The organism is Brachybacterium sp. GCM10030252 (assembly GCF_042666535.1).
GTDB lineage: Bacteria > Actinomycetota > Actinomycetes > Actinomycetales > Dermabacteraceae > Brachybacterium.
Map to the genome: position 1 here is coordinate 68,077 of NZ_JBHTDM010000035.1, position 12,763 is coordinate 80,839.

The window sequence follows — 12,763 nt, forward strand, 5'->3', positions numbered from 1 at the left end:
TCCGGATGCTGAGTGGTCGCCGACCCGCCCACTCGCGTGCACCCGGACCCTGGGAGCGCACGGCCAGGCCGCTGCGACGGGGCCGACGACGTCGGCACCCTGGGAGCGCGCGGTCTCCGTTGCCGTGACGGGTGCATCGCCCCCGTCGACCTCCGGGTCGTGGCCACAGCGCCGCGATCGGGGCACGCGGCACCGCCCCCGACAGGATCGAAGCCCCACAGCATCGAAGGAAGGTTCCCATGACCCACGTCGCCCTGACCATCGCCGGTTCCGAAGCATCCGGTGGCGCCGGCGCCCAGGCGGACCTCAAGACGTTCCACCAGCTCGGCACGTTCGGCACCGCTGCTCTGACCTGCATCGTCTCCTTCGACCCGAAGAACGACTGGGCCCACCGCTTCGTGCCCGTCGCCCCGGAGGTGATCTCGGACCAGATCGAGGCGACCACCTCCGTCCACGACATCGACACGGTCAAGATCGGCATGCTGGGCACGCCCGTCACCATCGACACCGTCGCCGCCTCCCTGCGCGAGCGCAGCTTCACCCACGTCGTGCTCGACCCGGTGCTGATCTGCAAGGGGCAGGAGCCCGGCGCGGCCCTGGACACGGACAACGCCCTCAAGGAGAAGATCCTCCCGCTGGCCACCTTCGTCACGCCCAACCACTTCGAGGCGCTGACGCTGTCGGGGATGGAGAAGATCGAGACCGTCGAGGAGCTCACCGAGGCCGCCCGGCGCATCCACGAGGCCTACGACGTCACGGTCCTGGCCAAGGGCGGCGTGGTCCTGGACGGGTCCGACGCGGTCGACATCTTCTACGACGGGGACGAGGTCGTCGAGCTGCGCAGCCCCAAGATCGGCCAGGAGCGCGTCTCCGGCGCCGGCTGCACGCTGGCCGCCGCGGTCACCGCGGAGCTGGCCAAGGGCGCCACCGCCCTCGAGGCGGCGCAGGTGGCCAAGGAGATCGTCACCGTCTCCATCGAGAACCGCCAGGCCGGCCACACCCCCTTCGACGCCGTCTACCAGGGCGCCTACCACCGCTGAGCGGCGAGTCCGCCCGGGCCGCTGGCCCTGAACGGGTGCCCGGCCCGGGCCGCTGTCCCCGAACGGGTGTCCGGCCCGGGCCGCGCCACCCCTGACCGGCGGGGGCGCTCCCGACAACTGGCGATATAGCGGGAGCCGTTGCCTATATGGCCACGGCTCCCGCTATGTCGCCAGTACCCGGCCTCCGGTCATCGCGTGAACACCGGTCACGAACTTGTTCCGAACGGTGAGCGGAATGCCCACTGCCTGGACAGGGCGCCTCCTGACACCGCATTCTCACCCTTATGACCGATACCAGCACAGCCACGGGTTCGACGCGGCCGGAGGCATCGAAGCAGATCGGGGAGCCCCTGATCTCCGCGCGCGGCGTGGAGAAGTTCTTCGGCGATTTCCAGGCGCTGAAGAACATCGATCTCGATATCCATCGCGGTGAAGTGGTGGCGCTGATCGGCGCCTCCGGATCCGGGAAGTCGACCGTGTGCCGCTGCTTGAACCGGCTCGAGACGATCTCCGCCGGCGAGATCACCATCGACGGCCAGCGGCTGCCGGAGGAGGGGAAGGAGCTGACCAAGCTGCGCAGCGACGTCGGCATGGTCTTCCAGGCCTTCAACCTCTTCCCCCACCTCAAGGCGATCGACAACGTCACCCTCGGCCCGCGGAAGGTGCGCGGAGCCTCCAAGGCGGAGGCCGAGGCGCAGGCCATGGAGCTGCTCGAGCGCGTCGGTCTCGCCGACAAGGCGAACTCGCTGCCGACGGCGCTGTCCGGCGGGCAGCAGCAGCGCGTGGCGATCGCCCGGGCACTGGCCATGAGACCCAAAGCCATGCTCTTCGACGAGCCCACCTCGGCGCTCGACCCCGAGGTGATCAACGAGGTGCTCGACGTGATGACCGAGCTCGCCGAGCAGGGCATGACGATGCTGGTGGTGACCCACGAAATGGGCTTCGCCCGCCATGTCTGCGACCGCGTGATCTATATGGATGCGGGAGAGATCGTCGAACAGGGCGAGCCCGAGGAGTTCTTCACCGCACCACGCAGCGAGCGCGCCAAGGCGTTCCTGGGCAAGATCCTGCCCCACTGACCGGCCGTACCAGCACCAGCCGTGCCGCACCGGCTCCTTCCCGGCCCCGCCAGCCGCGACCATGCCCCGTCAGCCGCGACCACGCCCCACCAGCCCCGACCCCACCCCACAGCCCCGACCCCGCCCCACGGGCGACTCGAGAATCGGAGAGATCCATGACCCGCACCAGCTTCCGGCCCGGCCGTCGCGCCGTCGTCGCGGCCGCTGCCGCCCTGCCCCTCGGTGCCCTCGCCGCCTGCTCCTCCGAGACGGGTGAGGGCCCCTCACTGGGCGGCGGCTCCGATGGCGGCGGCGCCGAAGGCTCGGCGTTCACCGACGCCATCGCCTCCGGCCCGATCGCCGAGGACGACGTCGTCGCCGCCAGCGCCTGGGCGAGCGCCATCAAGGACAAGGACCAGCTGATCCGTGGTGGCACCCTCGCCAACCAGGTCTTCTCCCTGGCCAGCACCAGTGGCGGCGAGCCCACCGGTTTCGACGCGGGCATCACCCAGCTGCTGGCCCGCTACATCCTCGGCGAGGACATCGAGGGCAAGATCGAGTACATCGACACTACGGTCGAGACCCGCGAGACCATGGTCCAGAACGGCACCGTGGACTGCGTGATCGCCACCTACTCGATCACTCCCGAGCGCCTCGAGGTCATCAACTTCGCCGGCCCGTACTATCTCTCGGGCACCGCCATTCAGGTCCGGACTGAGGACGCCGAGACCGTCGCCGGCCCGGAGGACCTCACCGGCAAGAACCTCGTCACCCAGTCCAACTCGACCGGCATCCAGGCCATCGAAGAGTTCGTGACCGACCCGGGAGAGGTCGAGACCCTCCCGGACAACGAGTCCTGCGTCGCCGCACTGAAGCAGGGTCGTTCCGACGCGTACGTCCTCGACCAGGGCGTGCTGCTGGGCAACTCCGCCGCAGACCCGGAGGTCTCCGTGGTCGGTGAACCGTTCGTCGACGACCCGTACGGCATCGGCCTTTCGCAGGACCACGAGGACGCCGTCGAGTTCGTCAACACCTTCCTCCAGGAGCTCATCGACTCCGGTACCTGGGACGCGCTGTGGGCCGCCACCATCGGCGAGGTCGTGGATGGCTCGGCCCCCGAGCCCCCGACCCCGGGCGACATGCCGGCGTGAGCCGACCACCGGCCGACGCGCTCGGCCGACGGACCTGGCCAGCCCGTCGGCCCGGCCAGACGGTGGGATCCGGCCGCCCCCGCGACATGCACGGCCGACGGCCGCACCCCGCCCGTCAGCCCGCCCCTGATCTCGAGAGGGACCCATGCAAGCCATCCGCGAGAACATCCCCCTGTTGGTGGAGGGTGTCGCGACCACGTTCGCGCTGGTCGTGCTCGGCTACCTGTTCGCGCTCGTCGTCGGCACCGCGCTGGCGGTGTGCCGGGTCAGCCCCATTCCGCCGCTGCGCTGGGCCGCGACGGTCTACGTCGAGATCTTCCGCAACATCCCGCTGCTGAGCTTGCTGATCCTGGTCGCGTTCGGCCTCCCCGACGTCGGGCTGCGCCTGCCCTACTTCTGGTGCGGCGTGCTGGGGCTGACCCTCTCGTCGGCCGCCTTCGTGTGCGAGAACGTCCGCTCGGGGATCAATACGGTGCCCGTCGGCCACGCCGAAGCGGCGCGGTCGATCGGGCTCGGCTTCTTCGGGACGCTGCGCCACGTGGTGCTCCCGCAGGCCTTCCGAGCCATGGTCCAGCCCCTGGTGAACGTCTTCATCGGCACGGTGATCGGATCGGCGCTGTGCTCGGCGATCTCGGTCAGTGAGATCACCTGGGTCACCCAGACCCTCAACATCCAGTACGCGCAGGCGGTGATCATGTTCCTGGTGGCCGGGACCGTGTATCTGGCGATGTCCCTGGGCGGCGCCGCGCTCGGCGGTGTCATCGAGCGCGCCGTCTCCCCGGGGCAGCGGCCGGGCCGCTCCCGGACCCGCAATGCTCTGGATGTCACGGCAGGAGCCCAGGCATGAGCGCTGCGACGAGCAATACCGCGACCAAGGTGCTGTTCGACGCGCCCGGCCCCAAGGGGCGCCGGCGGATCCTGCTGCTGTCGATCCTCAGCATCCTGGCGATCCTCGGCCTGCTCGCGGCAGGACTGCGGCAGTTCGCGATCAACGGGCAGCTGGATCCGAACAAGTGGGTCGTCTACCTCCGGGCCGACTACCTCGCCTTCCTCGGCCAGGGGCTGGCCGGGACGGTACAGGTCACCGCTGTCGCCGCAGCGGTGGCCTTCCCCCTCGGGTTGCTGCTGGCGCTGGCGCGGCTGTCGCGGGTGCGGGTGCTCAGCGCAGCGAGCACGGTGTGGATCGAGTTCTTCCGCGGCATCCCGATGCTGCTGGTGGTCTACGGGTTCCTACTGGCTCTGCCCGCCTACGGGGTCACGTTCCCACGGTTCTGGATGCTCGCGATCCCGATGGTCCTGGTCTCCTCCGCAACCACCGCGGAGGTGTTCCGGGCCGGCATCAAGGCGGTCGACGTGGGGCAGCACGAGGCCGCCGCCGCGATCGGGCTCAGCCACCGCGACTCCATGCTCTCCGTGATCCTGCCGCAGGCCGTGCGCCTGGTCCTGCCCAGCCTCATCCTCGCCCTGGTCTCCCTGCTGAAGGACTCCACCCTCGGCTACGTGGTCAGCGTCAACGAGCTGCAGTTCCAGGGCAAGACGATGGTCTCGATCACGCGCTACCTGGTCCAGACCTACATCGTCGTCTCGGTCATCTACATCGCCGTGAACTTCCTGCTCACCCGGATCGCGCTGGCACTGGATGCGCACATGAAGGCCCGCGCCGGCGCGAGCTGAGTCCGACACGCCGCCCGACGCGTCCTCCCTGCCGCTCGCGTCGGCCCTGTTCGTCGTCCCCGTCGTCCACTGTTCCCCGGAAGGCTGGTCCTGCCATGTGCCGACTGCTCGGCGTCGTCTCCCGTGAGCTCATCTCCCTGGACCGTGCTGTCCGTGACGAGATCGAACCGTTCACCGAACAGTCCGAGATCCATCGCGACGGATGGGGCGTGGCCTGGTTCGACGCGGCCGACGGGAAGGCGGCGGCCGACGGGGCGGCGGCCGGCGGGGCGGCGGCCGGCGGGAATGACGCAGCCGCAGGGACTTCTCGGCCGGCCGGTGAGCACTGGCCCGTCGACCCCCGTCGGCCCCGCATCCACCGCCACCTCGATGTGGCCCGCGAATCCGCGGCCTACCGGGACGCCGTCGCCGAGGCGACGGGCCCGATGATGCTCGTGCACCTGCGCAAGGCGAGCCCCGGCCTGCCCCTGCGGATCGACAACACCCATCCCTTCCGCGAGGGTGAGGCGGTATTCGCGCACAACGGCCAGTACGACCTCTCCGACCCGCTGCGTGAAGCGATCCTCGCGCGCGGCGGGCGCACGCCCGAGGGCACCACCGACTCGGAGCTGTACTTCTCCCTGGTCGAGCTCCATGCCCGCGAGACGGACCCGGCGACCGCCGTGCAGCGGGCCGCCGCCGAGCTCACGCAGCTGTGCCTCGAGCACGCCGGTCGTGTTCCCGAGGCCCTGAACTGCCTGTACATGACGCCCGACGTGATGATCGCCTATCAGCAGTCCGATCCGGCCCAGGCCAAGCCTCATCACACCGCCGACAACTACTCGCTGCGCTACCGCATCGACGCCGACCGCGTGATCGTGGCCTCCTCCGGGATCCCTCAGGCCGACCATCTCGACGTGGGCGAGGGCCAGGCGCTGGTGATCAACCGGGGCGACCTCAGCGTCTCGGTGCGTCCCGCCCTGAACTGCGAGGTGCGCTGAACGGCAAGGCGCCGCCACGGAGGCCGCCATCTGGATAAGGTTGAGCGAGCCGGCAGTGACAGCTCGTCGCCCCGACACGACTGGAGGCCCCGGTGATCGGATTCGAGAACATCCGCAAGGAGTACCCCGGTGGCGCGGTCGCCGTGGCGGACTTCAGCCTGGACGTCGCCTCCCACGAGTCGGTGGTGCTCGTGGGCACCTCCGGCTCGGGCAAGACCACGCTGCTGCGCATGGTCAACCGCATGGTCGATGCCACCTCCGGTCGGGTCCACATCGACGGGGACGACGTGGCCAGCCTGGATCCCGTGACGCTGCGCCGCAGCATCGGCTACGTCATGCAGGCCTCCGGGCTGCTGCCGCATCGCACCGTGCTGGACAACATCACCACCGTGCCCGTGCTGCGCGGCACCTCCAAGGGGGAGGCCCGCCGCCGCGCTCACGAGCTGATGGAGACGGTCGGCCTCGATGCCGCCCTCGCCCGCCGCTATCCCGCCCAGCTCTCCGGCGGTCAGCAGCAGCGCGTCGGCGTGGCCCGTGGCCTCGCGGCCGATCCGAACATCCTGCTGATGGACGAGCCCTTCGGTGCAGTGGACCCGATCGTGCGCAGTGAGCTGCAGCAGGAGCTGCTGCGCCTGCAGCGGGAGCTGCGCAAGACGATCGTGTTCGTCACCCACGACATCGACGAGGCGTTCCTGGTCGGCGACCGCGTCGTCATCCTCAAGCCCGGTGGTGTCGTGGCCCAGGTCGGCACCCCGCAGGAGATCCTCGCCGATCCGGCCGACGAGTTCGTGGCCAGCTTCGTCGGCGCCGACCGCGGGGCCCGCACCCTCCACGTCGAACAGGTCGACGGGCGCGATGTCGTGGTCGACGCCGACGGTCGCGCGGCCGGTGTGCTGGAGACCCCGTCGTGAGCTGGGTGCTCGCCAACCTCGACGTTCTCGCGGCGCGCACCGGTGCCCACCTGGTCCAGGCGCTGCCGCCGATCCTTATCGCGCTCGTGCTGGCACTGCCGATCGCGAAGCTCGCCAACCTGACCGGCTGGCTGCGGCCGGGCGTCACCACCGCGTCGGGACTGATGTACGCGATCCCCTCGCTGCCGCTGTTCGTGCTGCTGCCCGGCATCATCGGCACCGGAGTGCGCAGCCCCGTGAACATCATCGTCGCGCTCTCGCTGTACGGCCTGGCCCTGATGGTCCCCGCCGCCTCCGACGGGTTCCGCTCCGTGGACCGCGACGTGCTCAGTTCCGCCACCGCACAGGGGTACGCCCCGCTGGCCCGGTTCTGGCAGGTCGAGCTGCCGCTGGCCGGGCCGGTGCTGCTGGCGGGCGTGCGCGTTGTCGCCGTCAGCACCATCTCGCTGGTCACCGTGGGCGGCGTGCTCGGAGTGCCCAGCCTGGGAATGCTCTTCGTGGACGGGTTCCGCCGCGGCATCGTGGCGGAGATCGCGGCCGGCGTGGTGCTCACGGCAGCGCTGGCCCTGCTCACCGACGCGCTGCTGGTGCTGCTGGGCAGAGCGCTGATGCCCTGGACCCGGCGGAAGGTGGTCAGCCGGCCGTGAACGAGAATCCCTACGGCGAGGCCTTCGTCTGGCTGGCCGACCCCGCTCGCTGGAGCGGCCCCTCCGGCATCCCTGTGCGCACCCTCGAGCACCTCGGTTACACCGCCCTCGGGGTGCTGATCGCCGCACTGATCGCCATTCCGATCGGCCTGCTGGTGGGCCACACCGGTCGGTTCGCCGGGCTCGCGGTCGCCGCCTCCGGGGCCGCCCGCGCCCTGCCCACGCTGGGACTGGTCACTCTGTTCGCCCTCGTGCTGGGCATCGGCCTGACCGCGCCGCTGCTGGCCTTCGTGATCCTGGCGCTGCCCTCCCTGCTCGCCGGGGCGTACTCCGCGGTCGAATCGGCGGACCCCGCCACCGTCGATGCCGCCCGCGCTCAGGGCATGACCGAGTGGCAGATCCTCACCCGGGTCGAGATCCCGCTGGGCATGCCGCTGATCATCGGCGGCTTCCGCGGGGCGACGGTGCAGGTCGTGGCCACCGCCATGCTCGCGGCCTACGTCGGCAACGGGGGCTTGGGCCGCTACATCTTCCTCGGGCTCGGCTCCCAGGACTATCCGCAGATGATCGCCGGTTCCCTGCTGGTGATCGCCCTCGCGCTGCTGCTCGACCTCGCGCTGCTGATCATCCAGCGCGCCACCTCCCCGCGCGGTGCCCGTCCCGCCTGAGCACCGCCCGTCCCGTTCCATCGGTCCACCGTCCCGTCCCGTCGGCCCACCGTTCCATCGCCCGTCCGCTGTCCCGCACCCCAGGAGGATCCTCATGACCATCCACAGCACCCGGCGCCGTCTGCTCGGCGCGTTCGGCATCGGCGGCGTGGCCCTCGGAGCGGCCGCCTGCGGCAGCTCGGACCCCTTCGAGGAGGGAAGCGGCGGAGAGGGCGGTTCCGACGGCGGCGGCTCCGGCGGGGCCGACGCGAGCACGATCGTGATCGGATCCCAGGCCTACTACTCCAACGAGATCGTCGCCGAGCTGTTCGCGCAGGTCCTCGAAGCCGAAGGACTCACCGTCGACCGGCAGTTCCAGATCGGTCAGCGCGAGGTCTACATGCCGGAGCTCGAGAGCGGCGCCCTCGACGTGCTGCCGGAGTACACCGGCAACCTGCTGCAGTTCTACGACTCCGAGGCCGCGTCGGCCAGCCCCGAGGAGATCCACTCCGCGCTCGGCGAGGTGCTCCCGGAGGGCCTGCGTCTGCTGCCGTTCGCCGAGGCCACCGACCAGGACTCCTACACCACCACGTCCGAGTTCGCCGAGGCGAACTCCCTGAGCTCGATCGGCGATCTCGCGGGCATCGACGATCTGAAGATCGCCGCCAACAGCGAGTTCGAGGTCCGCCCCTACGGGCCCGAGGGCGTGAAGTCCGTCTACGGCGTCGACATCACGGTGGTCCCGGTCGAGGACTCCGGTGGTCCCCTGACCGTGCAGGCGCTGACGGACGGGGATGTGCAGCTAGCGGATCTGTACACCTCCGATCCGGCCATCGTGGCGAACGATTTCGTCGTCCTCGAGGACCCGGAGTCGCTGATCCTGCCGCAGAACGTGGTCCCCGTCGTCAGCGAGAAGGTCGACGAGGCCGCCGAGGCTGCCATGACCTCGGTCATCGAGGCGCTGACGCCCGACGACCTGATCGAGCTGAACCGTCAGAGCGTCGAGGACCAGGCCTCCTCGGCGGACATCGCCAGCGGCTGGCTCAGCGAGAAGGGCCTGGTCTGATGAGGATCGCCGTCACCGGAGCGACCGGGAAGATCGGCGGCGCGGTCGCCCGCGAGCTGAGTGACCTCGGGCCCGACCTGCGACTGGTGGTGCGCAGCCCGCGCCGGGCGCCGGAGATCGCGGGAGCCGACGTGGTCCGCGCCGAGTACGCCGATGCCGACGCGTGCCGGACCGCCTTCGCCGACGTCGACGTACTGTTCCTGGTCTCCGCCGGGGAGGCCGCCGACCGGATCGAGCAGCACCGCACCGTGATCCGGGCCGCGGCCGATGCCGGCGTGAGCCACCTCGTCTACACGTCCTTCCTCGGCGCCTCGGCCGAGGCGGAGTTCACGCTGGCGCGGGACCACGGCGCGACCGAGGAGTTTCTGCAGGAATCGGGCATGGCCTGGACCGTCCTGCGGGACAGCTTCTACGCCGACGTGCTGCTGGACTTCGCCGGTGAGGACCGCACCATCCGCGGGCCGGGCGCTGAGGGCCGCTGCGCTTTCGTGGCCCGCTCCGACGTGGCCGAGGTCGCCGCCGCCATCCTGCGCGACCCTTCCGGATGGGCCGGGCGCACCCTCGACCTCACCGGCCCCGCCGCGGTGTCGCTGGACGAGGCCGCCGCGATCATGACCGGCGCGCTGGGGCAGGAGTACCGCTACGTCGACGAGACCCTCGAGGAAGCTCACGCCTCCCGGGCCTCCTACGGCGTGCCGGACTGGATGGTCGAGGCCTGGATCAGCACCTACACCGCGATCGCCTCGGGGCAGCTCGACATGGTCAGCGACGACGTCGCCATCGTGCTGGGCCGGCCGGCCACCCCGCTCGCGGAGGCGGTGGCCTCGCCCTTGTGAGGCGGCCGCCGCTGCCCGGTGAGGCGGGGTGAGGCGGCCACCGTGCCTGCGATCGGACGGGTGGGCGGCGGCGCGGCCCACGGCCGGACCGGGCGGTCACGATCCTCCCGAACACCGCGTGCAGCGGCCGGCGGCCTCCTAGGGTGGCGGTATGACCACGGAAGAGAACAAGATCGTCGTCAGCCGCGTCATCGACGCCCCCGCCAAGGACCTCTTCGACCTGCTGAGCCTGCCTGCACGCCACCCCGACGTCGACGGGTCAGGCATGGTCCGCTCCGCCGAGAACACCGAGCGCGTGACCAAGGCCGGTGAGCAGTTCACGATGAATATGTATGCCGAGGGCATGGGTGGTGACTACCGAATGCGCAACCACGTCACCGCCTTCGACGAGAACAAGATGATCGGGTGGAAGCCCGCTCGCGAGGAGTCCCCGGACGACGTGCCCGGCTGGGAGTGGCTCTATGAGCTCAAGCCCCTCGACGCCGGCACCACCGAGGTCACGCTGACCTACGACTGGTCCGATGTCACCGACCCGAAACTGCTGCCGATCTTCCCCGGGGTTCCGGAGGAGGACTTGGAGGAGTCGCTGAACAAGCTCGCCGCTGCGGTCACCAACCCCTGACCTCGCGCGCACGACGTCCCAGGCTGTGCCGGCTGCGACCCGAGGTCCGTCGTGCTGCCCCGTATCGCAGCCCCGGTCGTGCCACCCCCGTAGTGCAATTGGCGGGTTGCACTACGGCGCGAGTCGTGGCACGCTGATCGCACGCGGCCGGGGTGGTCGCGTTCCGAGCACAGGAGCGAAGTCATGACCAGCGAGCTCACAGCGACCCCCAGCGACGAGGTCCGCCTCACGACCGATGACGTCCCCGACGAGATCATGCGCAGCATCCACATCGACGCGTCGGCCGAGACGGTGTTCGCCATCATCAGCGAACCCGGATGGTTCATCAACGACGGCGAGTACCGCCCGCACGAGATCGAGATCGACGGGGACGTCGCCCGAGTGGTCGACCCGGTCCACGGTGAGTTCTCCCTCGGCATCGAGGCGCTCGAGCCGCCGCGTCGCGCCGTGTTCACCTGGCTCGGCGGCCAGGCCGGAGCATTCGACGACTGCCCGAAGAACACCGTCGAGTTCACGATCGAGCCCGACGGGAACGGCGTGCAGCTGACTGTGCGCGAGCGAGGCTTCGCGGAGATCAGCTCCGACGCCGCCGTGCGCCGCGAGCGCTTCGAGGACAACACGAAGGGCTGGATCGAGGAGCTCGCCGTGGCGCGGACGCTCGCGGAAGCGTCTGCGTGAACGCGCCACAAGCAGCCGCCGGCGAACCCGCCGCGCCCGATCGCCTCGTCGGGCACACGGGGCCCCGTCACGTGACGGCTTCCGAGGCGACGGCAGGGCGTCACCGGGGGGACCTCGACGGTCTGCTCGCCGACGGGGCCGACGAGGTGTTCGCAGCGCTCGCCGACCGCACCCGTCGGCGGATCCTCGTGCGCCTGGCGGAGCAGCCCGACGACGCCGGGGCGGTGGCGCGCGACCTCGACCTCACCCGTCAGGCCGTCGCCAAGCACCTGCGCGTCCTCGACGAGGCGGGGCTCGTCGAGGTCACCCGGCAGGCCCGCCGCCGCGTCCACGACGTCCACCCCGCTCGCATCCGGGAAGTCTCCGACCTGCTCGGCGTCGTCGCTCGCGGTTGGGACCGCCGACTGGCACGGATCAAGGAGCTGGCCGAGGCATCCGACCCCGGGGCGTGAGGTCTCGCTCGCGGGCAGCCGCCTTCGCCGCGTGGCCGCGCTCCTCGCGTCGCTGCGCGCGTCGCGCGGGTGCCTCCGAGTGTTGGGGCCGGCGACCACTGTGCAGGTGAGAGGGCTACGCTCACACCATGGGCAGGGTCACCGATAGGACGCGGATCCGCACGGTCCGAGTACGCGAGGGCACGCTGTATGCGGGCCGCAAGAGTGACCACGTCGCGGTCGAGGAGCCGCTCGACATCCGCCTGAACGGGCAGCAACTGAGCCTGACCATGCGCACCCCGGGCCACGACGTCGAGCTGATCCACGGCTTCCTCCACGGTGAGGGATTGATCGCCCACCGCGAGGACATCACCGAGGCCCGCTACTGCGACGGCGCCGTGGTCGAGGACGACAGCGGCTTCGCCCGCAATACTTACAACGTCATGGACTTCACCACCACGCGTCCGCAGCTGCTGCCGCTGGCCACGAGGAACTTCACCACCACCTCCGCGTGCGGAGTCTGCGGCTCTGAGAGCATCGATGCGGTGCGCCAGAAGAGCCGGTACACGCTGATGCAGAACTGGTCGCTCGACCCGCGCACCATCCTCGGTGCCGCCCGCGCGCTGTCCGCCGAGCAGACCGTCTTCGCCCGCACCGGGGGCGTCCACGCCGCGGCTCTCGTCGACCTCGAGGGCAACTTGCTGGTGGTGCGCGAGGACGTCGGCCGGCACAACGCGGTGGACAAGGTCATCGGCTGGGCATTGCTCGAGGATCGCCTGCCCTTGCGCGACACCTTCCTCCTGGTCTCCTCGCGGGCCAGCTTCGAGATCACCCAGAAGGCGTACATGGCGGGGATCCCCTTGCTGGCCTGCGTCTCCGCGGCGAGTTCGCTGGCCGTGGACACCGCCGAGGAGTTCGGCATGACCCTGGTGGGCTTCACGCGGGCCCACGAGGACGGCGATGGCCGCATGAACCTCTACACCCACCCCGACCGCCTCGACCTCCGCGACGCCGCCGGCTGA

Annotated in this window: 15 protein-coding genes; all 15 read left to right on the forward strand. The window is 70.4% G+C overall.

Annotated features, from left to right (window positions below; all coding sequences use genetic code 11):
- The first annotated feature begins 239 nt into the window (after positions 1 to 239).
- The 15 genes from thiD to fdhD all read left to right on the forward strand — a co-directional run bounded on the left by thiD (position 240) and on the right by fdhD (position 12,763).
- Complete coding sequence (gene thiD / locus ACFQRJ_RS15875) at positions 240 to 1,040, forward strand: bifunctional hydroxymethylpyrimidine kinase/phosphomethylpyrimidine kinase (RefSeq protein ID WP_377020192.1); 801 nt, start codon at positions 240 to 242, stop codon at positions 1,038 to 1,040.
- Positions 1,041 to 1,324: 284 nt separating this feature from the next.
- Positions 1,325 to 2,119 (forward strand): amino acid ABC transporter ATP-binding protein, encoded by a 795-nt coding sequence (locus ACFQRJ_RS15880; RefSeq protein ID WP_377020193.1) that lies wholly within the window; start codon positions 1,325 to 1,327, stop codon positions 2,117 to 2,119.
- Between the two features lie 155 nt (positions 2,120 to 2,274).
- Positions 2,275 to 3,249 carry a glutamate ABC transporter substrate-binding protein gene (locus ACFQRJ_RS15885; RefSeq protein ID WP_377020194.1) on the forward strand — a complete coding sequence of 325 codons (975 nt, stop codon included), beginning with the start codon at positions 2,275 to 2,277 and terminating at the stop codon, positions 3,247 to 3,249.
- Between the two features lie 145 nt (positions 3,250 to 3,394).
- Positions 3,395 to 4,096, forward strand: coding sequence for an amino acid ABC transporter permease (locus ACFQRJ_RS15890; RefSeq protein ID WP_377020195.1), 702 nt, complete (start codon positions 3,395 to 3,397; stop codon positions 4,094 to 4,096).
- Positions 4,093 to 4,923 carry an amino acid ABC transporter permease gene (locus ACFQRJ_RS15895; protein ID WP_377020196.1) on the forward strand — a complete coding sequence of 277 codons (831 nt, stop codon included), beginning with the start codon at positions 4,093 to 4,095 and terminating at the stop codon, positions 4,921 to 4,923. Before ACFQRJ_RS15890 ends, ACFQRJ_RS15895 begins: the two co-directional genes overlap by 4 nt.
- Positions 4,924 to 5,018: 95 nt before the next feature.
- A complete protein-coding gene (locus tag ACFQRJ_RS15900; RefSeq protein ID WP_377020197.1) occupies positions 5,019 to 5,903 on the forward strand; it encodes a class II glutamine amidotransferase in 885 nt (294 codons plus the stop codon).
- A gap of 92 nt (positions 5,904 to 5,995) precedes the next feature.
- Positions 5,996 to 6,814 carry an ABC transporter ATP-binding protein gene (locus ACFQRJ_RS15905; RefSeq protein ID WP_377020198.1) on the forward strand — a complete coding sequence of 273 codons (819 nt, stop codon included), beginning with the start codon at positions 5,996 to 5,998 and terminating at the stop codon, positions 6,812 to 6,814.
- Positions 6,811 to 7,461: an ABC transporter permease gene (locus ACFQRJ_RS15910; RefSeq protein WP_377020199.1), complete on the forward strand. Its 651-nt coding sequence runs from the start codon at positions 6,811 to 6,813 to the stop codon at positions 7,459 to 7,461. Before ACFQRJ_RS15905 ends, ACFQRJ_RS15910 begins: the two co-directional genes overlap by 4 nt.
- Positions 7,458 to 8,129: an ABC transporter permease gene (locus tag ACFQRJ_RS15915; RefSeq protein WP_377020200.1), complete on the forward strand. Its 672-nt coding sequence runs from the start codon at positions 7,458 to 7,460 to the stop codon at positions 8,127 to 8,129. Before ACFQRJ_RS15910 ends, ACFQRJ_RS15915 begins: the two co-directional genes overlap by 4 nt.
- A gap of 94 nt (positions 8,130 to 8,223) precedes the next feature.
- Positions 8,224 to 9,174, forward strand: a complete 951-nt coding sequence (locus tag ACFQRJ_RS15920; RefSeq protein ID WP_377020201.1) for an ABC transporter substrate-binding protein — start codon at positions 8,224 to 8,226, stop codon at positions 9,172 to 9,174.
- The gene (locus tag ACFQRJ_RS15925; RefSeq protein WP_377020202.1) at positions 9,174 to 10,010 is read left to right on the forward strand and encodes an SDR family oxidoreductase; all 837 of its coding nucleotides are present in this window, start codon (positions 9,174 to 9,176) and stop codon (positions 10,008 to 10,010) included. The genes ACFQRJ_RS15920 and ACFQRJ_RS15925 overlap by 1 nt, the downstream gene beginning before the upstream one ends.
- Before the next feature lie 151 nt (positions 10,011 to 10,161).
- Positions 10,162 to 10,632, forward strand: coding sequence for an SRPBCC family protein (locus ACFQRJ_RS15930; RefSeq protein ID WP_377020203.1), 471 nt, complete (start codon positions 10,162 to 10,164; stop codon positions 10,630 to 10,632).
- Between the two features lie 183 nt (positions 10,633 to 10,815).
- Positions 10,816 to 11,310 carry an SRPBCC domain-containing protein gene (locus ACFQRJ_RS15935; protein ID WP_377020204.1) on the forward strand — a complete coding sequence of 165 codons (495 nt, stop codon included), beginning with the start codon at positions 10,816 to 10,818 and terminating at the stop codon, positions 11,308 to 11,310.
- A gap of 71 nt (positions 11,311 to 11,381) precedes the next feature.
- The gene (locus ACFQRJ_RS15940) at positions 11,382 to 11,762 is read left to right on the forward strand and encodes an ArsR/SmtB family transcription factor (protein ID WP_377020205.1); all 381 of its coding nucleotides are present in this window, start codon (positions 11,382 to 11,384) and stop codon (positions 11,760 to 11,762) included.
- 128 nt (positions 11,763 to 11,890) lie between these two features.
- Complete coding sequence (gene fdhD, locus ACFQRJ_RS15945; protein ID WP_377020206.1) at positions 11,891 to 12,763, forward strand: formate dehydrogenase accessory sulfurtransferase FdhD; 873 nt, start codon at positions 11,891 to 11,893, stop codon at positions 12,761 to 12,763.

What these genes read in the sequence shown, in the direction of transcription:
- thiD (WP_377020192.1), top strand. Translation starts at nt 240, where the DNA reads ATGACCCACGTCGCCCTGACCATCGCCGGTTCCGAAGCATCCGGTGGC.
- ACFQRJ_RS15880 (WP_377020193.1), top strand. Translation starts at nt 1,325, where the DNA reads ATGACCGATACCAGCACAGCCACGGGTTCGACGCGGCCGGAGGCATCG.
- ACFQRJ_RS15885 (WP_377020194.1), top strand. Translation starts at nt 2,275, where the DNA reads ATGACCCGCACCAGCTTCCGGCCCGGCCGTCGCGCCGTCGTCGCGGCC.
- ACFQRJ_RS15890 (WP_377020195.1), top strand. Translation starts at nt 3,395, where the DNA reads ATGCAAGCCATCCGCGAGAACATCCCCCTGTTGGTGGAGGGTGTCGCG.
- ACFQRJ_RS15895 (WP_377020196.1), top strand. Translation starts at nt 4,093, where the DNA reads ATGAGCGCTGCGACGAGCAATACCGCGACCAAGGTGCTGTTCGACGCG.
- ACFQRJ_RS15900 (WP_377020197.1), top strand. Translation starts at nt 5,019, where the DNA reads ATGTGCCGACTGCTCGGCGTCGTCTCCCGTGAGCTCATCTCCCTGGAC.
- ACFQRJ_RS15920 (WP_377020201.1), top strand. Translation starts at nt 8,224, where the DNA reads ATGACCATCCACAGCACCCGGCGCCGTCTGCTCGGCGCGTTCGGCATC.
- ACFQRJ_RS15925 (WP_377020202.1), top strand. Translation starts at nt 9,174, where the DNA reads ATGAGGATCGCCGTCACCGGAGCGACCGGGAAGATCGGCGGCGCGGTC.
- ACFQRJ_RS15930 (WP_377020203.1), top strand. Translation starts at nt 10,162, where the DNA reads ATGACCACGGAAGAGAACAAGATCGTCGTCAGCCGCGTCATCGACGCC.
- ACFQRJ_RS15935 (WP_377020204.1), top strand. Translation starts at nt 10,816, where the DNA reads ATGACCAGCGAGCTCACAGCGACCCCCAGCGACGAGGTCCGCCTCACG.
- fdhD (WP_377020206.1), top strand. Translation starts at nt 11,891, where the DNA reads ATGGGCAGGGTCACCGATAGGACGCGGATCCGCACGGTCCGAGTACGC.